A 23160-nucleotide genomic window follows, 5' to 3' on the forward strand; every position below is an offset into this window, starting at 1 on the left:
CTATTTTTCACATTAACTGGCACTGTTAATCCGGTGTACAGCCCTGGGTGATGTGATAAAATGTGAAAATATGAGATAGCGAGACACCATCAGGAGAAATCGATGCTGCCATTGGAGAGACAAGAGAAGATATTGGAAATCATTAAAGACAAAGGGGTGGTCAGCGTCGTCGAACTGGTCGAGGCGCTGGGCGTGTCGCATATGACAATCCGGCGCGATATTCAGCGCCTGGAGCAGCTTAACGTGCTGGCCAGCGTATCGGGGGGTGTGGCACTTCCGCAACGAACCCGCCTGCTGAATGAACCTTCGCATCGCGATAAAACGCTTATGTTCCCCCAGGAAAAGGAGGCTATTGGTCTGGCGGCGCTTAAGCATATTCCCGCGAACAGCACCGTCTATCTGGATGCCGGGACCACGACGCTCGCACTGGCCGAAAACCTGGTTGAGCGTCAGGACTTGCTGATCATCACCAATGATTTCGCCATTGCCAATTTGATGATTGAACGCGGGCAATGTGAATTGATCCATACCGGCGGACGCTTATGCCGTGAGAATCAGTCGACCGTTGGCCACCTGACGGCAAAAATGCTGGAGAACCTGTTTATCGATGTCGCGTTTATTTCGGCGTCATCATGGAATTTGCGCGGGCTGTCGACGCCCAACGAAAATAAAGCCATCGTGAAACAGACCGTGGCGAAGGTAAGTGAAAAATGTATCCTGCTAAGCGACTCATCAAAATATGGAAAAATGGCGAATTACCTGATCCTGCCGCTGAGCGAGCTTGATGTCATCATCAGCGATGACCGGCTGAGCGGCAGTGCGGTAAATCAGCTGAATGCGCTTAACGTTGATGTCGAACTGGCGACTACGCGTTAACCAGGCGTCGCGCGACAATAAACAGCCGCGGGAACAATAACAGTACCTTTCCGTTACACCGTAACGGATAATGTTGTTGTAACAGCGTCAGATAACGCTCTAAAAACACGTTCTTTTCTGCTTCATCAAGATTTTGCAGATACGGGCGCAGACCGGTCGCCTGCAGCCAGTCAACGATCGCCTGGTGCGATTCCAGAGGGTGATAATAGGTGGTGCGCCAGATATCCACCTCGCAGCCGCTGTTGCTCAGCATGTCGTAATACTGCTGGACGCGGGGGAGCGGCTGTCGGCCACTTTCCGGAAATCCCAGCTCTTCAGCGACCTGACGCATCAGGGTATGAGAGGGCTCTTGCCAGTTATCCGGCATCTGAACCGCCAGAACGCCGCCATCGCTTAACTGGCCGGCCAGTCGCGGGAACAGCGTTTGATGGTCTGTGAGCCATTGTAAAGAGGCATTGGCATAGATCACGTCTGCGGGCTCAGATGGCTGCCAGTCTTCTATATTTGCGGTGATAAACTCACAATCGGGAAGCGCTTGCGCCGCCTGTGCCAGCATGGCGGCGGAATTATCAACGCCAATAATTCGCGCTTCAGGCCACGCTGCACGCAGTAAGGCCGTGCTGTTGCCTGGACCGCAGCCCAGATCCACAGCCAGCTTGACCGGCTGTTGCGCAATACGCGCCGTTAACTCAGCCGCCGGTCGGGTGCGCTCATCAGCAAATTTCAGATACAGCGAGGGATTCCAGTCTGCCATAGATAACCTCAAGTTAACGATCCGCGTCTATCAGCATAGAGGACGTAGCGCGGTTGTGAAGTTGTTTTTTAGTGACAGGGTCACTTTTTTCGGGGCGAAGGGTGCGGCGCCCATCACACAGATTGCAGGGTTTCTTCGTTACACTGGTAGGGCATATATAACAGGGATGAATGAAATAATGGCCTTAACCATCAGGGTATTACTGGAAAATCGCCTTGCAGCGCAGGCCGATCCGGCGTTGACAGCCAAAGCCGGACTTAGCCTGCTCCTTGAAGATGAAACCAGCAAAGTGCTGTTTGATACCGGCCCGGACGGCAGTTTTCTTAAGAATGCGCAGCGGATGGGGATTAAACTGGATAACTTGACCGCGGCGGTATTATCACACGGCCATTACGATCACTGCGGTGGCGTCCCCTGGCTGCCGGAGGGGAGCCGAATTATTTGTCATCCACAGCTTACCCAACCGCGCTATGCCGCTATCAGCCTTGGCCGGCACGTACGCAAAATCAAAAAACTCTCGCTTGAGCTCGACTATTCCCGCTTTCGCATGGAATGCTACCGGCAGCCGTTTGCCATCAGCGAACGTCTGTTGTGGTCGGGCGAGATTGTGGTAAACCGTCCGCAATCCTTTGGCGTTTTAGCCAGCACGCCGTTGACGCCTGATTATATCGTCGATGAAGGCGTCCTGATTTATCTCTCCGACCACGGTCTGGTCATCATCTGCGGCTGCGGACATCGCGGCGTAGAGAACATTGTGCGGCATTGTCAGAATATCACCGGCATTGAGAGGGTCCACGCGTTGATCGGCGGGCTACACCTGCGCGCCGCATCTGTCGCCAGGGTCTGGCAGGTCCGAAGTTATTTACAGCAGCTACAGGTGGAGAAAATTTTGGCCTGCCACTGTACCGGCGCCTGGGGAAAACTGTGGCTCGCCGGCGCACAGGTGCCGGCTACAGGGGATATTTTGCAGCTAGCTTAATAAGGATCAGTCGGCATCTTTCAGCATTTCGGCGCGCCGGGCGGTGGCATAGACGAATTCCAGCATCGGTTCAAGGTCTGTATCATGACCGGCCTGGATAATTTTTCCGCGTAGCCATTCGATTTCGCTGGTGATATCTGGGTGAAAGATGTTGTTGTCCTGCGCTTTACGCAACCATTTGAGAAGAAAGTTATTTTTCCCTCTCGCTCCGCCCGATTTTTTCGTTTTTACGTGGATTTTCAGCGCGACCAGAATGCAGTAGTAAAAATGGACTCGCTGGTTGAAACTTTGATGCATGTCGGTATTTCCCGCCAGGGTAAGCCGCTCGCCGCATCAGGCGACGAGTCGAATGGAGCCAGGTCACGGGGGGATCGTTTTGTTGACGACCTCTATCACTGCACCCGTACCGCCCGGCATCCAGGACTGGATGCTCGCAGAATGGTGGCACGGATATTAAAGCGTCGTCAATTATTGATTAAATTGTTACCAGTATCATGATTAATCGGCATACATCATACGTTCGTCCTGGTCTGCTGTATTTTGATTAATGGTGGGTACCAGACCGGCGCAGTATTCACTTCGGACATACGGCAGGCTCCTTCATCTGAATGGGGTCTTTAACCGGATAAGCCGGACTGCCATAATCGGCGCAGCTTGTTGTGACTTTTACCTGGTCACAGGGCTGGAAATGCACGGTGATGCCGCAGGTTTTGTCTGTGGAGGTATAGGGCGGGAGTGGCACGATGCGTGAATGCTGTTTTTTCATCCGCCTGACTTTTGCAAACCATTCGCTGGTTTTATCACCGTACTCATCCCAGGCACGATTTCTGTCTTTTTGAGACATCCCTGTGGTATCGGGAGGGATGGGTTTGGGTTCTGTCATATCAAGAGTGCTACCCAGACCTGTTTCCCAGTCTATCCTGACAGTCATGCCGGGTTTCCAGGACGGCGGTGCGCGGTAACAGCATCCGCCGCCTCCCCCCTGAAAGGGGCCTATGGCATCAAGACCGGACTGTCCGTTAACGCTGAAATGATTAATTGCCCATTTGGTATGGTTGATGGCTTCGATAGTGCCTGCAAATGCGATGGGAGAGCCGGTAAGTAGCAGAACGACACCGGTCAGCAAAGTCCTGTAACAGGGATTCATCCATAATTCCTTTTATTCAGGGATGGGGCATGATCTTAATGCCTACTATTTGTAAGGATTCTCCTCTGTTTTTTTCTGAAAATCAAAAAAACAGGCTTAATGCGAGTTTTAGTTACACTGAACTTCAGATTCCTCGACGAACCCGAAGCAGCAGGATAAACGCCATGGCGACGACCACCGCAGCCAGCAGATACAGCGTATCAAGCGCATAATAACCCGCCACCCAACCGGCAACCGGGCCGGTCAAACCCAGCGCCAAATCGAGAAAGGCTGAATAGGTACCCAGCGCCGTGCCCTGGTTTTGTTCTTCTACCTGTTTCACCGCCTCGACGCCCAGCGCCGGGAAGACCAGCGAGAAACCAGAGCCGGTGAGGAATGCGCCAATACCGGCGACCCACGCCGACGGCGCCTGCCAGATAATCAATAATCCAAGACACTCCACTACGAAGCAGACAAGCGACACCGGCACGCCGCCGTAGCGGGTAATGGTGTTGCCAAGGATCAGGCGTATACAAATAAAACCGATGCTGAAGAGAGAGAGGGTGAAGGCCGCGCCTTGCCAGTGGTGAGCCGAAAAATAGAGGGTAATAAAGGTGGCGATGACGCCAAAGCCGACAGTCCCAAGCGCCAGTCCCAGCCCGTAGGGCCAGATTCTGCGCACTACCACATGGAATGGCGCTCTCACTCCGGCGGTTACGCTGACATCCTGTCGCGTGCGGGCAAAGAGCAGGCCAATTAGCGCAACCAGCACTACCACTACGGCAAAACCGCTGATGCCAAAATAACTATTGAGCATCACCCCCAGCGGCGCGCCGACGGCCATTGCCACGTAGGTCGCGACGCCATTCCATGAAATCACCCGCGAGGTGTGAATCGCGCCAACGGTTTTAATGCCCCATAACGTTGCCCCGGTGGCGGTAAAGCTTTCTCCCACGCCGAGGAAAACCCGGCCAATCAACAGGGCGCTGACGGCGAGAAGCGGTATAGCTTGCAACATCACCGCCGCGAGGGTGAAGAGTCCGCTTAACATGCAGCAGATGATGCCGAGACTAACGACCTTTTTTGGCCCCCAGATATCGGTATAGCGGCCAGCATGCGGGCGGCTTACTAGCGTTGAAATGTACTGCAGGCTGATAACGACTCCGGCGATTAGCGTACTGTACCCGAGCTGATAGTGGATGTAGCCGGGAAGCACCGCCAGCGGCAGGCCGATGGAGAGATAGCAGATACAGGTGAAAACCACGATGGAAATAATTCGCAGGTTAAGCTGAGTGGTGCTAACAGAAGTGGTCATAACGCTAAGTGTTTAAAACGAAAGGGAGGATAAGCATAGCGCAAGCGCGGTGGCCACGGCGAGCGGGCGAGCATTTTATGCCAACGCTCGGTTCATTTATTGGCAAAATGACCGATAATATAGCTATACAGATGATAAATAACGCCCATATTATTTCTTAGAGTGATACCTGAGTTTGAAAGGGAAATGGATGAGTGGCCAGTCTTAGGATGGAGCACGGCAATCTATTTGCTTCCCGGAGGTCATCGCGATGAAAAAATTACTTATATTGCTCATTGTTTTTGCTGTATCCGCCTGTTCAGGAGGTTCCTCATCATCCTCGGGGATGGCGCCGGGTCAGGGCCTTGATTCGCAAACCTGCATGAACGACACCATTGATGCTAACAGCGCCTGCGGCCATTCGGTTGCGCCACAGTTTAATTGATAGAAGACAGCCTGAGAGAGGAATGCGCCTCAAATCAGGCTGCCGACTATTTTAACGGGCAAAGCGCTTCGAACCGATCACGCAGAAAATAATGCCAAGCGTGACAACAACCATCAACGGGCTCACTGATTCATGAAGGAGTAGTGCCGCCAGCGCCAGGCCGAAAAAGGGCTGCAATAGCTGGAGTTGACCGACCGCCGCAATACCGCCGATTGCCAGTCCCCGATACCAGAAGATAAAACCTACCAGCATGCTGAATAACGAGACATAGGCCAGCGCCGTCCATGCAGACGCACTGATACCACTGAAGCTGATGGGAATCGTTAAGCCGCAGGCTAGCACCATCAGGGGCAGGGACAGGAGCAGCGCCCAACAGATGACCGCCAGCCCGCTAAGCTCTCGGGTGAGGCGCGCCCCTTCGGCATAACCCAATCCGCAGACCACTACCGCCGCCAGCATCAGCAGATCGCCCGCGACGGAGATCCCGACATTACCGGCCAGCGCGAAACTGGCCACCAGCACGCTGCCCAGCAGCGAGAATCCCCAAAAGGCAGGGCGCGGTCTCTCACCGCCGCGGATCACCGCGAAAATCGCCGTCGCTAGCGGCAATAACCCAATAAAAACAATTGAGTGGGCAGACGTCACCCGCTGCAGCGCTAGCGCCGTCAGCAGCGGAAAACCGATGACCACGCCGCCGGCAACCAGCGCCAGTGAACGCCATTGTCCTGCTTGCGGGCGCGGCAGGCGTAAAAGCCAGATCAGGCCCAGCGCAAGCACCCCGGCAATCGCCCCACGGCAGAAAGTCAGGAAAAAAGGATCGAACTCCTGCACGGCGATGCGGGTGGCGGGTAGCGAGCCGCTAAAAATAGCGACGCCGATAAAACCGTTTATCCAACCGGATATAGAAGTGGAAGCGCGACGGTTGTGCACGTGTGACCTCTTTGTAGTGATAGTTAATGTGGTTGACCGGGTCGATAGTAGGTCGCACAATCCATGACAATCAAATAATTGTCATGGATACAATGACGATGAAAAACCGCTATAAATCTCTGGTTGATCGCTATGCGGCAGCCATCCGCAGCGGTGCGCTGGCGGCTGGCTGCCAACTGCCGACCCATCGGCAATTGGTCGTTGAACACGGAATTTCGCTGGCTACCGCGACGCGGGTCTACCGTGAACTGGCGTTAATGGGGCTGGTCAGCGGCGAAACGGGACGCGGCACTTTTGTGCGTGAACTGAGCTTGCCGCCGGGGCTGGGTGTCGATCAGCACGCCATTGCCCCGGACATGATCGATCTTAATTTCAACTCTCCGGCGTTGCCGGAACAAACCGTTCTCCTGCGCGAGGCATTAAAAAAACTGTCTGGCGCGGGCGATCTGGAGGCGTTGTTACGCTATCAACCGCACGCCGGACGCATGAGCGAACGGGAAATAGTGGCCCAGCATCTTAACAGACAGGGTATGGCGGCCAGCGCCGGGCAGGTCGCTATCGTTAACGGCGCTCAGCATGGGCTGGCGGTCACGCTCGGCGGTCTGCTACGTCCCGGCGATGTGGTTGCGGCAGATGCCTTGACCTATCCGGGATTTCGCGCCCTCGCCAGGCTCTATCAACTTGAACTGGTTGCTATCCCGCACACAACACAAGGGCCGGATCTCGATATGCTTCGCAGCCTGTGTGAAAAACGGCGGGTAAAAGCGATTTACACCATGCCGACGCTGCATAACCCTCTCGGCTGGGTAATGAATCTGGCGCAGCGTAGTCAACTGGTTGATATTGCCCGCCAGTTCGATTTGTTCATCATTGAGGATGCCGCCTATGCATGGTTGATTGAAAACGCGCCGCCTTCGCTGATGTCTCTGGCGCCTGAGCGTACGGTCTATGTGTGCGGTTTTTCAAAAAACATCGCCACCGGTTTACGGGTTGGCATGGTGGTATGCCGCGAGGCGTTAATGCCGGCGATAGAGCGGACGATCCGCGCTACCAGCTGGAATACGCCGGCCTTAACGACGGCGCTGGTCTGCGGCTGGATCCAGGATGGGACGCTGGCCCGGCTCGAAACTATAATGCGCGCAGATGCGCGGCAGCGGCAGGCCATCGCCCGTCAGGCGTTGGCTGGCTTACCAATGATTGGCAATGAAAATGCCTGGTTCCTTTGGCTGCCGTTGGGCGAGGAGATCCGCGCCGATCGCGTCGTGAAACAGCTGCTAACCATGAATATCGCTATTTCCACCGCTGAACCGTATAGCGTCGGCCGTGATGTGCCGCATGCTTTGCGTCTGGCGCTGGCGTCACCGAGTCTCGATAAACTGAGCGCCGCGCTGAAGATAATGCGGCCCATTATCGAGTACGGCGTTTAACGACCATTTGCTTCTGACAACCATCCTTCGTCTCTAATCGAAGTATCTTGCGGTTGGTGCTTTTACTCTTTGCCTTAGCGAGACGACTTGCTCGGCGCATTATGCTATTCCATAATAAAAAGAGAATAAAAATTAAATGATATTCTCTTTTTGAGATTAATTGTGCAAGGGGTAACGGAGATGCGACAAATCAGGCCGCAGATAAACGCTTTCTTATTAGCGCTGGCAGGGGCGACGGTATTAATGATTGGTATGGGTTACGGCCGCTTCGCCTTCACCGGGATCCTGCCGGTGATGTTAAGCGATCAGATCCTGACGCTGCGTCAGGGTAATCTGGCCGCCTCCGCTAATTATGCCGGATACCTGCTGGGAGCATTGTTGCTGGCGAAGGCAAAGCCGGAGCAGGCGACCAGAATGAATATTGTCTCGGTCATTCTGACCCTAATTTGTCTGGCGCTACTGGCCTGGCTGCGTTCGCCGCTGGCTATCATTATCCTGCGCGGGTTGGCCGGGGTACTCAGTGCGGTAACGCTTATCTCCGCCTCGTTATGGCTACTGCAGCATATGAAACATCATAACGGCGCGCCGGTACTGTTTGCCGGTGTCGGGATGGGGATCTTTTTATCGGCGGAGTTTATTGCCGCCGGTAAAGCGCTGGCGTTTAGCAGTCAGCAAATCTGGCTACTGTGCGCGATCACGGCGACGGTGCTGTTTTTATGCGCCTTGCGCGGATTATTAAGCCCGGCGGATTCGCTGCTGGCGTTACACCGCGGGCCCGCAACAGCGATGTCGAGCGACAATGGGCGCACGAGCGATGCGGTAAAATTGCTGCTGATTTATGGCCTCGCGGGTTTCGGCTACATCATCACCGCGACCTATTTGCCGCTGTTTTTGCACGGCGCGCTATCGGGTATCGACCCGGTGCACCTGTGGGCGGTATTTGGTCTCGCGGCGGTACCTTCCTGTTTTATCTGGCACCAACTTGTACTAAAAATTGGCTATCAGCGGGCATTTTGTAGCAATCTCGTTATTCAGGCCTTCGGCGTGGCCTTACCGGCATGGAGCCACTCATTCACCTTTTGTCTGTTGAGCGCGCTGCTGGTTGGGGCGACCTTCCTTGGGACGGTAACCATTGCCTTGTCAGAGGGCAAGCGGCTAAATCAGGCGGTAAAATTTAATATGATTGCCGCGCTCACGGCGACTTACGGCGTCGGGCAGATAATCGGGCCGCTGGTCGCCGATGGGTTATACAGCCTGACGGGATCGTTTAATCCTTCACTATTGACGGCCAGCGGCGTGTTGCTGGGAGCCGCCGGGCTGGTTGCCTGTGGCCGGCGTCAGCAATAACTGGCGCAGGGCGTCGAGAATAGGCGACACATACCCGCGGCGCCAGATAAGCTGGGTGGCGGCCTGGGTCACGTATTGCGTCTGGCAGCCTGCGGGTAGCGTGAGCAGGGCCAGGACGCTTTCCGGGAGCAAACAGGCGTAGCGACCGGTGGCGACGTTGGCCATCATCGCGTGATAGGAGCTGACTTCGACGATGTCCACGTGCGTTCCCGTCTGCTGCAGATATTCGATGCCGCGTTGGCGGTAGGTACATCCTGCCGGGAAGGCGGCAAAGCGGTAGTCGCGCCCATCAACAGGGGAGATCAGGACCAGCTGTTCGATGAAAAGCGGTAGATATTCAAGCGTTTGTGGGCATTGAAGGCTGCCGTCTGGGCCGGCCGGCAGTGAAACCAGCGCGCAGTCCAGCGTTGCGTTTTCGACCAGTTCAGTCAGCTGACGGGTGGGCATGGTACGCAATGTCAGGTCGGCGTCCGGACAGCGTTGCTGAAACAAAGGCAATATGGCCGGCAGGCGGCTGGCGGCACAGGCTTCCATCGCGCCGAGTTTTAACGTCCCCGCGGGCCGTGCCGGGTGCAGCGCCAGTTTGGCCTCTTCGGCAAGGCTTAAAATTCGCCGCGCGTAGCTGAGGAAGTTTTGTCCGGCGGGTGAAAGCAGCATCTTCTTGTTTCCGCGTACGAAAAGCTCTACTTCCAGCTCCTCTTCAAGCTGCTGAATGCGCGTGGTGATATTGGATTGCGCGCGACCAAGTTGTTTCGCCGCCTGAGTGACGCTTTGCGTTTCGGCCACCAGTTTAAAGATCAGTAATGTGGTGTGGTTCATATTTTTCTTCTCAATATGAAAATGCGGTTGATCTTATCATCTTAAAAAGAGATGGTTAATGTCTCACATCGCAAATTGCGCAGGATCGTCAATGAATCAACATTTAATGCAATTGCTTAATATTCGTTACCCGATTATTCAGGCGCCGATGGCGGGCGTGTCGACGCCGGCCCTGGCTGCGGCGGTAAGCAATGCCGGGGGATTGGGTTCGCTTGGGCTCGGCGCGTCGACGGTTACCCAGGCGCAGGCGCTTATTGAACAAACCCGGCAGCTCACCGAACGTCCCTTTAACGTCAACCTTTTCTGTCATACGCCGTCGCGCCGCGATGCGGTTCATGAAGCGCAGTGGCTGGCGCGGTTGGCTCCGGCGTTTGCCCGCTATCACGGCACGCCGCCGAAACAGCTTAACGAGATTTATCAGAGCTTCCATCAACATCAATCCATGCTCGATATGCTGCTTGAAGAGAAGCCGGCGGTGGTAAGTTTTCATTTTGGCGTGCCGTCTTCGGAGGTTATTCGCCGCTTCCAGCAACAGGGAACGGTGACGATGGCGTCCGCCACCTGCGTCGCGGAAGCGCGATTAATTGCGCAAGCGGGTATTGATGTCGTTATTGCGCAAGGGTATGAGGCCGGTGGCCATCGGGGGATTTTTGACCCGCACGGCGACGATCGTCAAATGAGCACCTTCACTCTGCTTCAGGCACTACTGCGGGCCGTCGATTTACCCATTATCGCCGCCGGCGGCATTATGCATGGAACGGCGATAGCCAGTCTGATGCAGCTCGGCGCGTCGGGCGTTCAGCTGGGAACCGCGTTTTTATTATGCCCGGAAGCGGGTATAGATAGTGGATATCGACAGGCGCTCACACAAAATAGTGACGTTGTCACCTTTTTGACGGCGGCTATTTCGGGTCGGCCAGCACGCTGCGTTAAAAATAGCTGGAGTGAAATGGTGGCTTCATTCAATGAACGGGACATTCCCGCCTATCCGCTCGCTTATGACGCCGGAAAAGCGCTGGCGACGGCGGCAAAGGCGCAGGGCGATCATGGTTTCGGCGCGCACTGGGCGGGACAAGGGGTGGCGATGATCCGCGAAATGCCGGCGGCAGACCTGGTCAGGGTTCTGGTGGTAGAAGGCGGCCTGCAGTAGCCGCCTGCGAATGAGAACTTAGCGGCGATGGGCAAGCTGTCGTACCAGCCTGTCGCCGATCATTTGTACGCCCTGAACCATCACCACCAGAATCAGTACCGTACCGACCATCACCTGATCGTTAAAACGCTGATAACCGTAGCGAATCGCCAGGTCTCCAAGCCCGCCGCCGCCAATGACGCCCGCCATCGATGAAAAGCCAATCAGCATCACGATAGTCAGGGTGATCCCGGCAAGCAGGGTCGGTAGCGCCTCCGGCAGCAGCGATTTAAAGATAACGTGCCACAGATTACCGCCCATCGACAGAATGGCTTCAATGCGCCCGTAATCCACTTCGTCCAGCGCGTTTTCGGTCAGCCGCGCAAAAAACGGAAAAGCGCCGATAGTAATCGGCACGACGGCCGCGGTGCTGCCCAAGGTGGTGCCGATGATAAGCCGCGTAAAGGGGATTAACGCGATCAGCAGCACGATAAACGGCAGCGAGCGGCCAAAATTGATAATCGCCCCCAGCAGCGCATTCAGTTTCGGCATCGGCGCCAGGCCGTTGCGCCGGGAGACAAACAGTAACACGCCGACCGGCAGGCCGATTAAGATGGTAAACAGCGCCGCCAGCCCCACCATATAGAGGGTTTCAAGGCTGCCTTCCCATAATAAGGGCCATAAATCTTCCCAGCTCATGCGACTACGCATAAAGGCCTCCCGTGAAAGCCGTGGCGGGCAAGGAAATCTTGCTCCGCCTGCGGATTATGCAGTAACGACTGACGTAATCTGGACCACGGCGCCACCAGCAGATCGGCGATTTTCCCGCTCTCGATGACTTCGCCATGCTCCAGCAGCGCCGCGTGATCGCACAGCGTTTTGACGACTTCCAGCTCATGGGTAATAAGCACGATAGTCAGATTGAGCCGCTGATTGATATCGGCCAGTAACGCCAGCACCGAGGCGGTGGTTTCCGGATCGAGGGCGCTGGTTGCTTCATCGCATAGCAGCACATCCGGGCCGGCCGCCAGCGCGCGGGCGATGCCGACGCGCTGCTTTTGACCGCCGGAAAGCTGGGATGGAAAGGCGGTTGCTTTATCCGCCAGTCCAACCAACTCCAGCAACTCGAGCACACGTTTGCGGCGCGTACGTTTGTCGACACCGGCGATTTCCAGCGGTACCGCGACGTTGTCTGCCACGTTGCGGGCATGCAGCAGGTTGAAGTGCTGGAAAATCATTCCGGTGCGCAGACGGTGCTGACGTAAACCGGCTTTGTCTAACTGAGTGATATCCTGCCCGTTCACCACAATCCGGCCCGTAGAGGGCCGTTCGAGTAAATTGAGACAGCGGATCAGCGTGCTTTTGCCTGCTCCGCTGCGCCCGAGAATGCCATAAATCGCGCCTTTCGGGATCTGCAGCGACACGTCGTTTAACGCCGGTCGGCCTGTTCCGGCATAGGTTTTACTCAGCCCGACGACCTCAATCATGATTGCGGCGCAACCGGGATAACCGAGCCGTTATAGTTTTTGCGAATAAATTCGGCAACCTGCGGCGAGGTGAGATCTTTGGCCAGCGCTTTAATGCGTGGGTCATTAGCCAATTGCGGCGTCGTCACCAGGATATTGGCGTAAGGGTTGTTGTTCGCGCTCTCCAGCCCTAACGCATCTTTCGCCGGTACCAGTCCCGCCTCCAGCGCGTAGTTGCCGTTAATGACCGCTAAATCAACATCGTCTAAGGAACGCGGGATCTGCGGCGATTCAATTTCGAGGATCTTCAGATGTTTGGGGTTTTCCACGATATCTTTCGGGGTGGCTAACGTGGTCGCCGGGTTGGTGAATTTAGCGCCGAGTTTGATTAATCCCTGGCTTTGTAGCAGGAACAAGGCGCGACTGAGATTGGTGGTGTTGTTCGGCACCGCGACGGTTCCGTTTTCCGGGACGGAATTAAAGTCTTTGTGCTTACGGGAATAAATACCCAGCGGTTCAATATGCACCGTAGCGGCGACGGCAAAGGTCTTACCCAGCGCTTTTTCCTGATCCTTCAGATACGGAACGTGCTGGAAGTAGTTGGCATCAACGTCGCCATTCGCCAGCAGCTCGTTGGCGTTAACGCCGCTGGTGAGTTCGACAACTTTGATATCGAGGCTGGGATCGATTTTTTTGATGTAATTGAGGATCTCAGCGTGTGGTACCGGGTCAGCGGCAACGCGCAGCGCGGCAGCCTGGGCGGATGTCCATGCCAGAGAAAGAGATAAAGCGACCCCTGCCAGTTTGAATGCGGCATATTTCATATTGTTATCCTTATTAAATTAAACGATCAGTTGCTCAGTACGTTCGCGAAAAACATCCTGGTAATAACGTTCGGCGACATCCGGGTGGGAACGCAGCCGCCCTTTGAGGTAATTCCAGCCAACATCCCGCAGCAGCGGATTTTGCGGATCGCTATCCGGGCCGAGCGCTTCCTGCGCCAGATGGGCGGGCAGGCGGTACACCGGTACCACGGCATCGAGCTGCGCGCCAAGAAAGAAGGCGATTGAGAGGCGTTCCTGTTCTGCCGGCGGCGAGACCACGCGATGAACGGTGGCGCGCAGGTAACCGTTAGTCGCCAGCTCAAGTAGCTCACCGATATTCACCACAAAGCTGCCCGCCAGCGGCGTGGCGTCGATCCAGTGCTCCGGCGCGACTTCCACCTGCAGTCCTTTTTGCTCGTCCTGTAACAGGAAGCTTAAGAATCCAGAATCTTTATGCGCCCCAACGCCTTGGGCGCTTTTCGTTTCACGCTGCCCGGGGTAACGAATCAGTTTGATATGTTCATTCGGTTTATCGCCATACAGCGCGTCAAAGGCGTCGGCAGGCAACTGTAGCGCTTCGGCAAACGCGCGCAGCAAGGTCATCCCGACGCCGGTCATCGCCTGCTGCCAGCCCAGTAGGGTCGGTTTCAGCGACGGTAGCGCGGCGGGCCATAAGTTCGGTCCCTGCAGACGCTGCCAGCGTGGCGCGTTTTCGGCGAGAGTTAAAGCCGGGCGTTCGGCGCCGATGTCAAACTGTTCGCGCCAGTCTGGCTGGCCGCGAGTGAGCTCGGAAGCCGCGCGGTTATAGCCGCGAAAGTGCGGGGAGTGAATCATCGCCACCTGCTGCTTTTCGCTATCATCAAGAGCAAAAAAGCGTCGCGCCTGGCGTTGAACTTCAGCTTGCAATCCGGCGTCCACGCCGTGATTAATAAGATAAAAGAAACCAATATCGCGAGCGGCATGGCGGAGGTCGGCAAGAAAACCGCTCTTTTCAGCAGGGTTGGTATAGCGGGCCAGATCGAGAATCGGCAAAGTCGTGGCGTTCATTGTGTTCTCCGAGAACGGGGTACGGGTCATTGGCTATGAAGTGATTCTGGGTTCGGCAACAACAACGGCGCATGATGATTTCCTCTGTCGGGTAGATGCGCTCAGCTTGCCTTAGCGCAATTTTTTCGACCAATAACGTTCTTTTCTAATTTATGACCGCGGTGGGTTCAGTGCTTTTGCGAAAAACAGATAAGGAGTGGGGTTTCGGCCTAGCCGTTATTTAAAAAAAGTGGCGGGATGTTGCATGATGCCGCCGCGGTCCGTATGGTGAGCGAAATTTTTCATGCAGGAAAGACAATGCACACGTCAAAAGATCCGCTTCACGGCGTGACGCTCGAAGCGTTACTCACTGACCTTGTGGCCAGATATGGCTGGGATGAACTGGCCCGACATATCAAAATCAACTGTTTCAAAAGCGATCCGAGCATTAAGTCGAGCCTGAAATTTCTACGCCGCACGCCGTGGGCGCGTAAAGAAGTGGAAAACTTTTATCTCGATTCTCTGGAAGGGCTCATCGACAAACCCGCCGACGCTGGCCCGTGGGCCAACTGGCAGAAGAAGTAACGCTTATCAGGTTACCGCTTGTTCATTGACCCCATTGCGTAGCGCTCCCGGCGCTTTGCCGGTAATGCGTTTAAAGGCGCGGCTAAAGGCAGCGAGCGAGTTGTAGCCGAGGCGGAAGGCGACTTTTTCCAGCGCTTCGCCTTCATGGCTGATGTATTGTACCGCCAGGCGCATGCGTAATTCTGTCAGGTAGCGGGCCGGCGTGGTACCGGTGGCGGTGAGAAAACGTTCGGCGAACACCGAACGCGACAGGCCGGATTCGCGGGCTAAGTCTTCTACCTTCCAGTTGACGCCGGGCTGCTGATGCATAGCATATATCGCGCGCGATAGCTTCGGGTCGCGCAGTACCTGTACCCAGCCGGTAGCGTTACCGCAGCCGCATTCCACCCAGGCGCGGACGATCAGCGCCGCGACGACATCGGCGAGACGTGCCAGAATGCCGGCATAGCCCACCTGACGCGTCAGAGATTCACGCTCCATTGCCGCCAGCAGCGGCTGGATTTCCGGGCGGGCGCTTAACAGGCTACTCACCAGCATTACCTCCGGCATGGCCCGAACCAGCGGCTGCATTCCGCCTAATTCAAAATCCATACAGGCGCTGAAGATAACCGCATTCTCTTCGGTATTAACGCAGCCTGCGTTTTTGATGCAGGAAACCGTCCCGCAGACCGGTTTGCTGTCGAGCTCCATCACGTTCACCCGCGCGGCTTTGCTATCTGAGAGCAGGGCGTGCGCATCGCTATTGGGAATGAACACCGCATCGCCGCTCTCAAGCGAGAACTGTTTACCGTTGCTCATTTTTAGCAACAGCGGGCCGCGGCTGACAAAATGAAACTGCGCTTTGCCAGGAACCGAATTAAACTCCACGCCGAAAGGACGCGAGGTTTCAATCCGTCGGTATTTCACACCCGACAGTCGCATGCCCTGTAACAGCTCGCTGGTCAGATCTAAGGTTTGCTGGCTCATCGTTTTTCCGGACGAATAATCAATAATTGCAGAGTATGTATCATATATCGTCTTAACGGAAGCCACTAAGCTTGGCGAATGTTAATGATTCTGGAGAGATGTATATGAGTTCTTGCATTGTCGCTGAAGAGAGCGCGATTAACGCCCGCCCGGCGTGGCGCGCCGTGTATGCGCTGGCGTTGGGGGTCTTTGGCCTGATCGTCGCTGAATTTCTACCGGCCAGTTTACTGACGCCGATGGCCAGCAGCCTGGGCGTGAGTGAGGGGATGGCCGGACAGGCGGTGACCGCCACGGCGTTAATCGCTCTGGTGACGGGGTTATTGATTACCTCTGCTACCCGCAATATCGACCGTCGCTGGGTGCTGATGTTCTTTTCCGTATTGCAAATCATCTCCAGTCTGATCGTGGCCTTTGCCGGTTCACTGGAGTTCCTGCTGCTGGGACGCCTGCTGCTTGGTATCGCTATCGGCGGCTTCTGGGCGATGTCGACGGCGACGGCGATGCGGCTGGTTCCGGCGGCGATGGTGCCGAAAGCGCTGGCGATTATCTTCTCGGCGGTGTCGATTGCCACCGTAGTGGCGGCGCCGCTGGGTAGCTATCTTGGCGCGCTCATTGGCTGGCGTAACGTCTTTATCATCAGCGCCGTACCGAGCCTGGTCGCGCTGCTGTGGCAGCTATGGGTACTGCCGTCGATGCGCCCGGAGAGCGCTGGCAGCTTTAGTACGCTCTTTAAGGTACTGCGGCGGCCGGGAATGGTTGGCGGTCTGCTGGCTTCGATTTTGATTTTTGGCGGACACTTCGCTTTCTTTACCTATCTGCGGCCATTTCTCGAAACCGTGGCGCTGGCAAGCGTAGAAGGGGTATCGTTGATTTTGCTGGGGTTCGGCGTGGCCAACTTTATTGGCACCTCGCTTGCCGGGCATCTGCTGGCGCGCAGTTTGCGGATGACGCTGGCGCTGGTGCCACTGGCGATGAGCTTGCTGGCGCTGATGATGGTGCTGTATGGTCATATTGCGCTACTGGATGGCCTGTTGGTCGCCCTGTGGGGATTTGCATTCGGCCTGGTGCCGGTGGCCTGGTCAACCTGGCTTGCCACTACGGTACCGGATGAAGCGGAAAGCGCAGGGGGATTATTAGTCGCGGCGATCCAGCTGGCCATTAGCGCCGGGGCTGCCGGCGGTGGGGCAATATTTGATATCAGCGGCGCCAGCGGCGTATTTACCGGCAGCGGGCTGTTATTATTAAGCGCCATGCTGATTGTCTTTATTGGCGTCAGGGTGACGCCGCCGGTCAGAAACAATTAATGATTAAACGCGCCGACTGGCGCGTTTATTTTTCTTCGGGCGCAGCGAGTACTCATTTTATTATTATAAAACGAGCGGCTAATTGATGAGTTGAAAAACTTCTTACGTTTTCCCGCGTGAATGCGGTTGCTGGCCTCAGCGTTTTGTCAGGTGGTTTCCATCACAGATTGGGCGCTATGTTATTAATTATTATATTAAATAGCGTCTGTCAGTTGGTCAACGATAACTTTACCGCTGTTATCAAATTGGGTAATACGAAAATTAACGTTCCACGAGCGGCGAGTATTAAATTTATCAAACAGGGAGACGCGGCCTTTTTTCTTACCCTCTTTATTGAGGATCACCCACTCAGTCACTTCGGTATACTGCTGGCTAGGTTGATGACCGCTTTGTTGTTCAACTAATTGGTCTTCAGAATCCAGTTTTAAATAATCGCGTAACATTTTGCACCTCTTTGTTAATGTTTTTTTAACGTTACTCCTTTTTTTGATTCTTTCAATCTGAGTTTTTAATCGATGTGTGTGACTATTAGTTGGCGATCTAGCTGTTATATTTTTGCTAATCACTCTGCTGAATCCCAGGCTATTGTAACCATTCAGCACCAGACCGACCTACGGAAGCGAAGCGATGAATGCCTCATCCAGCGGAAAGAGGCCCGTTGGATGTGGCATTGATTACCCGGTTTTTGGGATTGAGGTTATTCATCGTGCTGATGAATATTACAGCACCGCTACGTACTTAATACCGTTATTGTTCTGTTTTAGCCTTTCCAGCGCCTGTGGGATCTCGTCGAAACTGACGCTTTCTATCGGCGGCATCATCAGTTCGCCGCGGCCAATTTGCTGCAGCATGTTTTCCCCGGCCTGACGTAATCGACTCCACTGCCTCTGGGTACCGTAAGGATGGATTGCCGCCAGCGCGACCTCATGCAATGAGATACTGGTAGTAAACGCCGGTAGCGGCGCGTGCTCGAGCCGGTCTTGTATACAGACCAGATGGCCGTAGTAGCCGAGCAACCCGGCAAGCGAAAGGGCATTTTGCTGATTTACGGTATCGAAAGCGGCATACAGCGATTTACCCGCCAGCGCGCGTTTTAGCTCCTGCGGCCAGGAAGTATGGTGATAATCAAAGGCCTGAATCACCCCACGAGCCAGTAGTTTCGGGTGATGCGTGGCGCTGGCCGTGACGTAGACGTTAGCGCCGCTCTCAATCAGTAATTGGCTTAGCAGACTGCCGGCAGCGCCGCCGGCGCCGCTGACCAGTACATTCTCGCCAGCCGGAAGGGGGATCTTTTGCGCTGCCTGCCACGCCGTCAGACCGGGGCATGGTAGCGCCGCAGCGGTGAGGTCGCTGATATGATCGGGAACTGCAATCACCGCCTGGGCGCTGACTAACGTATGGCGGGCAAAGCTACCGTCAAAACGCAGGTCGGTGTGATACATCACACGCGTGCCGGGACGAAGGTGGCGGGCGTTGCGGCCAACGGCGGTAATCACCCCCATACCGTCGACGCCGGGGATCTGATCCTCCTGCCAGGCGTCGGAGAGACCGGCCATCAGCTTCCAGTCGACCGGATTAAGACCAATGGCGCGGTTCTCGATCAGCACCTGATCGTCAGCGGGCGTGACTAATGTTTTCTCATGGCGTTCAAGCAGAAGCGGGGAGGCGTGCCTTTTCCACAGCCAGGCGTCGGTTTTTATCATTGTTTCTTCCTCTGGTGTTGGTGAGCGGTCCATTAAAACAAAATCAGAACTAAAGATAATTCCATAAATAGCAATTATCTATTGCGATTAGTGCTGTTTATCGCAATAGCATTCCATGAAACACTTTGCTCATATTTTCAACGTGATACCGCACGGCGGTTGACAGAGTGACCCATGAGCATCGAAAAATTAACCCAGCAGCCGCTAACGATTGGCGTGGAACTGCCGCTGGACAATGACTGGTCGACAAGCGGACAGCTAAAACGGCAGCGCGACGGGCGACCGTTTGGCGTGCCGGATATGAGCGAGCACGCGGAGCGCATTAAACTGGCGGATACGCTCGGGTTTCGCGCTGCCTGGATCCGCGATGTTCCGCTGTACGATCCGCAGTTTGGCGATGCGGCTAACGTCTTTGAAGCCTTTACCTACCTCGGCTATTTATCGAGCCTGACGCAAAATATTTTGCTGGGCACGGCGGCGGTTGTGCTGCCGTTACGTCAGCCATGGCTGGTACGTAAAGCCGCCGCCACGGTGCAGGCGCTCAGCGGCGACCGGCTGCTACTGGGCATCGCCAGCGGCGACAGGCCGGTCGAATACCCGCTATTTGGTGAAGACTACGCCAGCCGCGGCGAGCGTTTACGTCACGGCGTGAGCGTGCTGAAGGGCGAGACCGATCGTCAGCTGGAGCCGGGCCTGGAGTTGCTGCCAGCCAAACCGACCCCGCCGCTGCTGGTTGCTGGTTTGGCGCAACAAACGGCGCAATGGGTAGGCAGTAATATGGATGGCTGGCTCGCCTATCCTGGCCAGCCTGACGAGCACGTTAGCCGCGTCAAGCTGTGGCGTCGGGTAGCGGGCGAGAAACCCTATATCAGCTTTATCCACCTGGATCTGCAAGATGACGCCAATGCGCCGATTCAGCGCCATCGTTTCGGCATCAGCAGCGGCCGCCATGGTCTCATTCAGGAATTAAATGCGATGCGCGATGCCGGCGTGAACCATATCGGTCTGCATTTTCGTCGCAACCAGCGTCCGCTGGCCGAGACGATGCAGGAGATTGGCGAACTGGTGCTGCCGGCATTCCATTATTAAAGTACGCCGTCACCACCGTCTGAACACCAGACCTGGCCGGAGGCATACGAGCAGGCATCAGAGGCGAGAGTTACATACAGCGGGGCGATCTCAACGGGTTGCCCTGGCCGCCCAAGTGGCGTATCGCCGCCAAAGTTTTGCACTTTTTCCCCCGGCTGTCCGCCGCTTGACTGCAGCACCGTCCAGTACGGGCCGGGAGCGACCGCATTGACCCGGATCCCACGCGGCCCTAACTGCTTGGCCAGCGATTTGGTGAATGCCACCAGGCAGGCTTTGGTCTGGGCGTAATCCAGCAAAATAGGGCTCGGTTTAAAAGCCTGTACTGAAGATGTGTTGATAATCACGCTTTGGGCTTTGAGGTGCGGCAGCGCGGCTTTGGTTATCCAGAACGGCGCATAGACGTTGGTTTTGAAGGTCGCATCGAAATCGGCGGTGGTGAGTTGCTCAATTTTTTCACAGTATTGCTGACGACCTGCATTGTTCACAACAATATCCAAACCGCCAAGACCGCTTACCGCTTTTTCCACAAGCGTTTCACAGAAGGATTCCACGCGAATATCGCCCGGTATCGCCACCGCCGTACGGCCTTCCGCTTTGATAAGCGCGATGACGGCGTCCGCATCGCTCTGTTCTTCCGGAAGATAGTTAATGGCAACATCCGCGCCTTCGCGGGCAAAGGCGATAGCCACGGCGCGACCAATACCGGAGTCTCCGCCGGTAATCAGCGCTTTCTTACCCTGTAGCCGTCCTGACCCGCTGTAGCTGACTTCACCATGATCCGGTGTGGGTTCCATTTCGGCGGCCAGGCCGGGAGGCGTTTGCGGTTGATCGGGGAAAGGGGGTTGTGGCCAATGGTTGGTACGCAGTTTGTCATTATCCATAGCAATCTCCTTCACAGAAAAGAGTAATGATAGAAGGTATGCGGACGCTACGATAAATGTAAATCCCTGCCCAATGGACATATTCCCGCTTTTCCTTAGCCAACTTACTGATATAAGGCGATTTATATATAATCTTCCGCTAGCTTATTTTTCAGATTATTCAGCGAAATATTTAAAAATAGAATATTTAACTTTATTTACAGTTCTATTTTTTCATGCTCAAGTCGTTGTGGATTTTGGCCGTGCCGTTGCGTTTATTTCTTCTGGTTAATATGATCTTAGCGATGGCCTGGTTATTTTTTCCGCTCCGCTATTTATTTTTTAATTAATTTCATAGCAACTGTTAATATATTTTATTTAATTTGCATTTTTCACTTATTGCTCCAGACTTAATTCTCGACGGCGATGATTTAGAGCGTTAAATCATCTTTTACTAACCAAGCTAAAAGGTAAACGTTATGGCAGAACACAGAGGTGGTTCAGGTAATTTTGCAGAAGACCGGGAAAAAGCATCTGAAGCCGGACGTAAAGGCGGACAGCACAGCGGCGGGAATTTTAAAAATGACCCGGAACGTGCATCCGAAGCCGGTAAAAAAGGCGGTAAAAACAGCCATGGCGGCGGCCGTAAATCCGGTGATAGCTAGCTTGTGAATATAAGTGATTTGATCTGGTAACTGCTGTTAAAAATACCCTGCGGGTCATCCGACCCGCAGTTTTTAAAAGGTGTGACTTATGAAAATACAAACCATTGAAGATATTTTTATTCATTTATTATCGGATACCTACAGCGCGGAAAAACAGTTAACCCGCGCGCTGGCTAAACTATCCCGCGCCAGCGCATGTGAAGAGCTACAAACGGCATTCAGCGCTCACCTTGAGGAAACACAGGGCCATATAGAACGTATTGATAAGCTCCTTGAACAAAATGATCAAATTCGCCTGAAACGGATGAAGTGTGTGGCGATGGAAGGGCTTATCGAAGAGGCCAACGAAGTGATCGAAGCGACGGAAAAGAACGAGATCCGCGATGCTGCGCTGATAGCCGCCGCGCAGAAAGTTGAACACTATGAAATTGCGGCCTACGGTACGCTGTGTACGCTGGCAGAGCAGCTCGGCTATAAAGCCGCGGTGAAATTGCTGGCGGAAACGCTGGAAGAAGAAAAAGACGCTGATATGAAATTAACGGACATCGCCGTTGGACACGTCAATCAGGATGCCCAACAGTCCGCTTAATCCTATCTAAGGCATCAGGCAAAAAAATGAGTCTTAGTCCGGTTGTAATAAAAAGGTGTCATCTCGTCGCGGCGATAATGTGGTTTGTACTGGCTATACCGTCGGTAATATGGTGGAAAGACAGTGTCCTGTGGGTCATCATTATTAGTATTTATGCAAATATTGTCGGCCACTTATCAGGGTATAGCGCAGCACGAGCCGACCAGGCCGCAGAAGAAAATGAAGATAAGGCTGAAGAGTAATTATCTTTTTATAAAGAGGTTGTTATGACTGATATTGAAAACTATCACGATTGGTTGCGTGACGCGCACGCTATGGAAAAGCAGGCCGAATCGATGCTTGAATCGATGGTCAAACGCATCGACAGCTACCCGGAATTATGCACCCGCCTTGAGCAGCATCTTTTTGAAACCCGTCGGCAAATTACCGTACTGGATGATATTATTGCGCGCAATAATATTTCCCGCTCGGTTCTTAAAGACTCAATGAGTAAAATCGCCGCGATGGGACAATCTATTGGTGGAATGTTTCCACAAGATGAAGTAGTCAAAGGTGTGATCAGCGGTTACGTTTTCGAGCAGTTTGAGGTCGCCTGTTATACCTCCTTATTAACCGCCGCGCAAAAGGTCAACGATCATGATTCGATTGCGGATTTAGAAAGTATTTTGGCGGAAGAGAGAGGTATGGCCGAATGGTTGCTGCAACATATTCCGGATATTACGGAGCAATATATTATCCGCTCCGAAACGCCGGGTTTTGATGCTAAGCGTTAGCGGTAAAAGGTCTGTAAATGATTCGTCTCCTTGCTATCTTGTCGCGTATTAACGATAGCGCGCCGCCGCTAACGGCAGCAGGGCGGAATATTACGTTAGAGATAAATTTTGACGCGCACTGTCAGTGTCCGTCGTTGACCCCGAGGCAGCGAATGATGGTAGATAAACTTGCCAGACGCAGTAC

26 protein-coding genes are annotated in these 23160 nt (G+C 54.4%); 12 read left to right on the forward strand and 14 right to left on the reverse strand.

Features of this window, described 5'->3' with window-relative positions:
• Positions 1–102: 102 nt before the first annotated feature.
• Positions 103–876 carry a DeoR/GlpR family DNA-binding transcription regulator gene (locus tag ABLV08_RS01030; RefSeq protein ID WP_348855443.1) on the forward strand — a complete coding sequence of 258 codons (774 nt, stop codon included), beginning with the start codon at positions 103–105 and terminating at the stop codon, positions 874–876.
• Here ABLV08_RS01030 and tam read toward each other — a convergent pair.
• The gene (gene tam, locus ABLV08_RS01035; RefSeq protein ID WP_046883598.1) at positions 866–1630 is read right to left on the reverse strand and encodes a trans-aconitate 2-methyltransferase; all 765 of its coding nucleotides are present in this window, start codon (positions 1628–1630) and stop codon (positions 866–868) included. The two genes, ABLV08_RS01030 and tam, sit on opposite strands and share 11 nt — an antisense overlap.
• 178 nt (positions 1631–1808) lie before the next feature.
• On the opposite strand from tam, the gene ABLV08_RS01040 reads away from it, so the two are divergent.
• Entirely contained in the window at positions 1809–2609 is an 801-nt protein-coding gene (locus tag ABLV08_RS01040) for an MBL fold metallo-hydrolase (RefSeq protein WP_348855444.1), read from the forward strand.
• Positions 2610–2615: 6 nt separating this feature from the next.
• Here the strand turns inward: ABLV08_RS01040 and ABLV08_RS01045 are convergent, their stop codons facing one another.
• The 4 genes from ABLV08_RS01045 to ABLV08_RS01060 all read right to left on the reverse strand — a co-directional run bounded on the left by ABLV08_RS01045 (position 2616) and on the right by ABLV08_RS01060 (position 6404).
• Positions 2616–2906, reverse strand: a complete 291-nt coding sequence (locus ABLV08_RS01045) for a hypothetical protein (protein WP_015366702.1) — start codon at positions 2904–2906, stop codon at positions 2616–2618.
• A 277-nt stretch (positions 2907–3183) separates the two neighbouring features.
• Positions 3184–3756: a DUF3304 domain-containing protein gene (locus ABLV08_RS01050; RefSeq protein WP_348855445.1), complete on the reverse strand. Its 573-nt coding sequence runs from the start codon at positions 3754–3756 to the stop codon at positions 3184–3186.
• A gap of 124 nt (positions 3757–3880) precedes the next feature.
• Positions 3881–5050: an MFS transporter gene (locus ABLV08_RS01055; RefSeq protein WP_015705339.1), complete on the reverse strand. Its 1170-nt coding sequence runs from the start codon at positions 5048–5050 to the stop codon at positions 3881–3883.
• 475 nt (positions 5051–5525) lie between these two features.
• Complete coding sequence (locus tag ABLV08_RS01060) at positions 5526–6404, reverse strand: DMT family transporter (RefSeq protein WP_348855446.1); 879 nt, start codon at positions 6402–6404, stop codon at positions 5526–5528.
• A 98-nt stretch (positions 6405–6502) separates the two neighbouring features.
• Between ABLV08_RS01060 and ABLV08_RS01065 the strand changes: the two genes are divergently transcribed.
• Together ABLV08_RS01065 and ABLV08_RS01070 are read left to right on the forward strand one after the other, a co-directional pair.
• The gene (locus ABLV08_RS01065) at positions 6503–7831 is read left to right on the forward strand and encodes a PLP-dependent aminotransferase family protein (RefSeq protein WP_348855553.1); all 1329 of its coding nucleotides are present in this window, start codon (positions 6503–6505) and stop codon (positions 7829–7831) included.
• 180 nt (positions 7832–8011) lie between these two features.
• Positions 8012–9178 (forward strand): YbfB/YjiJ family MFS transporter, encoded by a 1167-nt coding sequence (locus ABLV08_RS01070; protein WP_047067439.1) that lies wholly within the window; start codon positions 8012–8014, stop codon positions 9176–9178.
• On the opposite strand, the gene ABLV08_RS01075 is transcribed toward ABLV08_RS01070, so the two are convergent.
• Positions 9110–9997, reverse strand: coding sequence for a LysR family transcriptional regulator (locus tag ABLV08_RS01075; RefSeq protein ID WP_047079213.1), 888 nt, complete (start codon positions 9995–9997; stop codon positions 9110–9112). The two genes, ABLV08_RS01070 and ABLV08_RS01075, sit on opposite strands and share 69 nt — an antisense overlap.
• Positions 9998–10088: 91 nt before the next feature.
• On the opposite strand from ABLV08_RS01075, the gene ABLV08_RS01080 reads away from it, so the two are divergent.
• Positions 10089–11147 carry a nitronate monooxygenase gene (locus ABLV08_RS01080; protein WP_348855448.1) on the forward strand — a complete coding sequence of 353 codons (1059 nt, stop codon included), beginning with the start codon at positions 10089–10091 and terminating at the stop codon, positions 11145–11147.
• A gap of 18 nt (positions 11148–11165) precedes the next feature.
• Here the strand turns inward: ABLV08_RS01080 and ABLV08_RS01085 are convergent, their stop codons facing one another.
• Genes ABLV08_RS01085 through ABLV08_RS01100 form a run of 4 tightly spaced genes read right to left on the reverse strand, consistent with a single transcriptional unit; the run spans position 11166 to position 14463 of the window.
• A complete protein-coding gene (locus ABLV08_RS01085) occupies positions 11166–11825 on the reverse strand; it encodes a methionine ABC transporter permease (RefSeq protein WP_161798788.1) in 660 nt (219 codons plus the stop codon).
• The gene (locus ABLV08_RS01090; RefSeq protein WP_348855449.1) at positions 11822–12613 is read right to left on the reverse strand and encodes a methionine ABC transporter ATP-binding protein; all 792 of its coding nucleotides are present in this window, start codon (positions 12611–12613) and stop codon (positions 11822–11824) included. The genes ABLV08_RS01085 and ABLV08_RS01090 overlap by 4 nt, the downstream gene beginning before the upstream one ends.
• Positions 12610–13416: a MetQ/NlpA family ABC transporter substrate-binding protein gene (locus tag ABLV08_RS01095; protein WP_015366692.1), complete on the reverse strand. Its 807-nt coding sequence runs from the start codon at positions 13414–13416 to the stop codon at positions 12610–12612. The genes ABLV08_RS01090 and ABLV08_RS01095 overlap by 4 nt, the downstream gene beginning before the upstream one ends.
• Before the next feature lie 18 nt (positions 13417–13434).
• Entirely contained in the window at positions 13435–14463 is a 1029-nt protein-coding gene (locus ABLV08_RS01100; RefSeq protein ID WP_015366691.1) for an isopenicillin N synthase family oxygenase, read from the reverse strand.
• Positions 14464–14760: 297 nt separating this feature from the next.
• On the opposite strand from ABLV08_RS01100, the gene ABLV08_RS01105 reads away from it, so the two are divergent.
• On the forward strand, positions 14761–15027 hold the full coding sequence (locus tag ABLV08_RS01105; protein WP_015366689.1) for a VF530 family protein: 267 nt from the start codon (positions 14761–14763) through the stop codon (positions 15025–15027).
• 6 nt (positions 15028–15033) lie between these two features.
• Here the strand turns inward: ABLV08_RS01105 and ABLV08_RS01110 are convergent, their stop codons facing one another.
• Positions 15034–15993, reverse strand: coding sequence for an AraC family transcriptional regulator (locus ABLV08_RS01110; protein ID WP_020078898.1), 960 nt, complete (start codon positions 15991–15993; stop codon positions 15034–15036).
• Between the two features lie 104 nt (positions 15994–16097).
• On the opposite strand from ABLV08_RS01110, the gene ABLV08_RS01115 reads away from it, so the two are divergent.
• Positions 16098–17297, forward strand: coding sequence for an MFS transporter (locus ABLV08_RS01115; protein ID WP_086631038.1), 1200 nt, complete (start codon positions 16098–16100; stop codon positions 17295–17297).
• A 194-nt stretch (positions 17298–17491) separates the two neighbouring features.
• Here ABLV08_RS01115 and ABLV08_RS01120 read toward each other — a convergent pair whose 3' ends face one another.
• Positions 17492–17740, reverse strand: a complete 249-nt coding sequence (locus ABLV08_RS01120) for a hypothetical protein (RefSeq protein ID WP_015366686.1) — start codon at positions 17738–17740, stop codon at positions 17492–17494.
• Between the two features lie 276 nt (positions 17741–18016).
• Positions 18017–19000, reverse strand: coding sequence for a zinc-binding dehydrogenase (locus tag ABLV08_RS01125; protein ID WP_020078896.1), 984 nt, complete (start codon positions 18998–19000; stop codon positions 18017–18019).
• Positions 19001–19174: 174 nt separating this feature from the next.
• On the opposite strand from ABLV08_RS01125, the gene ABLV08_RS01130 reads away from it, so the two are divergent.
• Positions 19175–20089, forward strand: a complete 915-nt coding sequence (locus ABLV08_RS01130) for a TIGR03571 family LLM class oxidoreductase (protein WP_348855451.1) — start codon at positions 19175–19177, stop codon at positions 20087–20089.
• Here the strand turns inward: ABLV08_RS01130 and ABLV08_RS01135 are convergent.
• Positions 20086–20970 carry an SDR family oxidoreductase gene (locus tag ABLV08_RS01135; protein WP_086631039.1) on the reverse strand — a complete coding sequence of 295 codons (885 nt, stop codon included), beginning with the start codon at positions 20968–20970 and terminating at the stop codon, positions 20086–20088. The two genes, ABLV08_RS01130 and ABLV08_RS01135, sit on opposite strands and share 4 nt — an antisense overlap.
• Before the next feature lie 458 nt (positions 20971–21428).
• On the opposite strand from ABLV08_RS01135, the gene ABLV08_RS01140 reads away from it, so the two are divergent.
• The 4 genes from ABLV08_RS01140 (at position 21429) to ABLV08_RS01155 (ending at position 22976) form a co-directional block, all read left to right on the forward strand.
• The gene (locus tag ABLV08_RS01140; RefSeq protein WP_004143718.1) at positions 21429–21614 is read left to right on the forward strand and encodes a general stress protein; all 186 of its coding nucleotides are present in this window, start codon (positions 21429–21431) and stop codon (positions 21612–21614) included.
• Between the two features lie 88 nt (positions 21615–21702).
• Complete coding sequence (locus tag ABLV08_RS01145) at positions 21703–22203, forward strand: ferritin-like domain-containing protein (RefSeq protein WP_015366681.1); 501 nt, start codon at positions 21703–21705, stop codon at positions 22201–22203.
• 26 nt (positions 22204–22229) lie between these two features.
• On the forward strand, positions 22230–22445 hold the full coding sequence (locus tag ABLV08_RS01150) for a hypothetical protein (RefSeq protein ID WP_032705768.1): 216 nt from the start codon (positions 22230–22232) through the stop codon (positions 22443–22445).
• Positions 22446–22469: 24 nt separating this feature from the next.
• Positions 22470–22976, forward strand: a complete 507-nt coding sequence (locus tag ABLV08_RS01155) for a DUF892 family protein (RefSeq protein ID WP_015366679.1) — start codon at positions 22470–22472, stop codon at positions 22974–22976.
• Positions 22977–23160 lie beyond the last annotated feature (184 nt).

It is taken from the genome of Klebsiella sp. CN_Kp088, from assembly GCF_040064335.1.
GTDB lineage: Bacteria > Pseudomonadota > Gammaproteobacteria > Enterobacterales > Enterobacteriaceae > Klebsiella > Klebsiella aerogenes.

Excerpts from the sequence above, each read along its gene's own strand:
- ABLV08_RS01115 (WP_086631038.1), top strand. The coding sequence starts at position 16,098 with ATGAGTTCTTGCATTGTCGCTGAAGAGAGCGCGATTAACGCCCGCCCG.
- ABLV08_RS01030 (WP_348855443.1), top strand. The coding sequence starts at position 103 with ATGCTGCCATTGGAGAGACAAGAGAAGATATTGGAAATCATTAAAGAC.
- ABLV08_RS01090 (WP_348855449.1), bottom strand. The coding sequence starts at position 12,613 with ATGATTGAGGTCGTCGGGCTGAGTAAAACCTATGCCGGAACAGGCCGA.
- ABLV08_RS01100 (WP_015366691.1), bottom strand. The coding sequence starts at position 14,463 with ATGAACGCCACGACTTTGCCGATTCTCGATCTGGCCCGCTATACCAAC.
- ABLV08_RS01055 (WP_015705339.1), bottom strand. The coding sequence starts at position 5,050 with ATGACCACTTCTGTTAGCACCACTCAGCTTAACCTGCGAATTATTTCC.
- ABLV08_RS01155 (WP_015366679.1), top strand. The coding sequence starts at position 22,470 with ATGACTGATATTGAAAACTATCACGATTGGTTGCGTGACGCGCACGCT.
- ABLV08_RS01140 (WP_004143718.1), top strand. The coding sequence starts at position 21,429 with ATGGCAGAACACAGAGGTGGTTCAGGTAATTTTGCAGAAGACCGGGAA.
- ABLV08_RS01065 (WP_348855553.1), top strand. The coding sequence starts at position 6,503 with ATGAAAAACCGCTATAAATCTCTGGTTGATCGCTATGCGGCAGCCATC.
- ABLV08_RS01085 (WP_161798788.1), bottom strand. The coding sequence starts at position 11,825 with ATGAGCTGGGAAGATTTATGGCCCTTATTATGGGAAGGCAGCCTTGAA.
- ABLV08_RS01105 (WP_015366689.1), top strand. The coding sequence starts at position 14,761 with ATGCACACGTCAAAAGATCCGCTTCACGGCGTGACGCTCGAAGCGTTA.
- ABLV08_RS01110 (WP_020078898.1), bottom strand. The coding sequence starts at position 15,993 with ATGAGCCAGCAAACCTTAGATCTGACCAGCGAGCTGTTACAGGGCATG.
- ABLV08_RS01050 (WP_348855445.1), bottom strand. The coding sequence starts at position 3,756 with ATGAATCCCTGTTACAGGACTTTGCTGACCGGTGTCGTTCTGCTACTT.
- ABLV08_RS01135 (WP_086631039.1), bottom strand. The coding sequence starts at position 20,970 with ATGGATAATGACAAACTGCGTACCAACCATTGGCCACAACCCCCTTTC.
- ABLV08_RS01095 (WP_015366692.1), bottom strand. The coding sequence starts at position 13,416 with ATGAAATATGCCGCATTCAAACTGGCAGGGGTCGCTTTATCTCTTTCT.
- ABLV08_RS01125 (WP_020078896.1), bottom strand. The coding sequence starts at position 19,000 with ATGATAAAAACCGACGCCTGGCTGTGGAAAAGGCACGCCTCCCCGCTT.
- ABLV08_RS01120 (WP_015366686.1), bottom strand. The coding sequence starts at position 17,740 with ATGTTACGCGATTATTTAAAACTGGATTCTGAAGACCAATTAGTTGAA.
- ABLV08_RS01080 (WP_348855448.1), top strand. The coding sequence starts at position 10,089 with ATGAATCAACATTTAATGCAATTGCTTAATATTCGTTACCCGATTATT.
- ABLV08_RS01045 (WP_015366702.1), bottom strand. The coding sequence starts at position 2,906 with ATGCATCAAAGTTTCAACCAGCGAGTCCATTTTTACTACTGCATTCTG.
- ABLV08_RS01130 (WP_348855451.1), top strand. The coding sequence starts at position 19,175 with ATGAGCATCGAAAAATTAACCCAGCAGCCGCTAACGATTGGCGTGGAA.
- ABLV08_RS01145 (WP_015366681.1), top strand. The coding sequence starts at position 21,703 with ATGAAAATACAAACCATTGAAGATATTTTTATTCATTTATTATCGGAT.
- ABLV08_RS01070 (WP_047067439.1), top strand. The coding sequence starts at position 8,012 with ATGCGACAAATCAGGCCGCAGATAAACGCTTTCTTATTAGCGCTGGCA.
- ABLV08_RS01150 (WP_032705768.1), top strand. The coding sequence starts at position 22,230 with ATGAGTCTTAGTCCGGTTGTAATAAAAAGGTGTCATCTCGTCGCGGCG.
- ABLV08_RS01040 (WP_348855444.1), top strand. The coding sequence starts at position 1,809 with ATGGCCTTAACCATCAGGGTATTACTGGAAAATCGCCTTGCAGCGCAG.
- ABLV08_RS01075 (WP_047079213.1), bottom strand. The coding sequence starts at position 9,997 with ATGAACCACACCACATTACTGATCTTTAAACTGGTGGCCGAAACGCAA.
- tam (WP_046883598.1), bottom strand. The coding sequence starts at position 1,630 with ATGGCAGACTGGAATCCCTCGCTGTATCTGAAATTTGCTGATGAGCGC.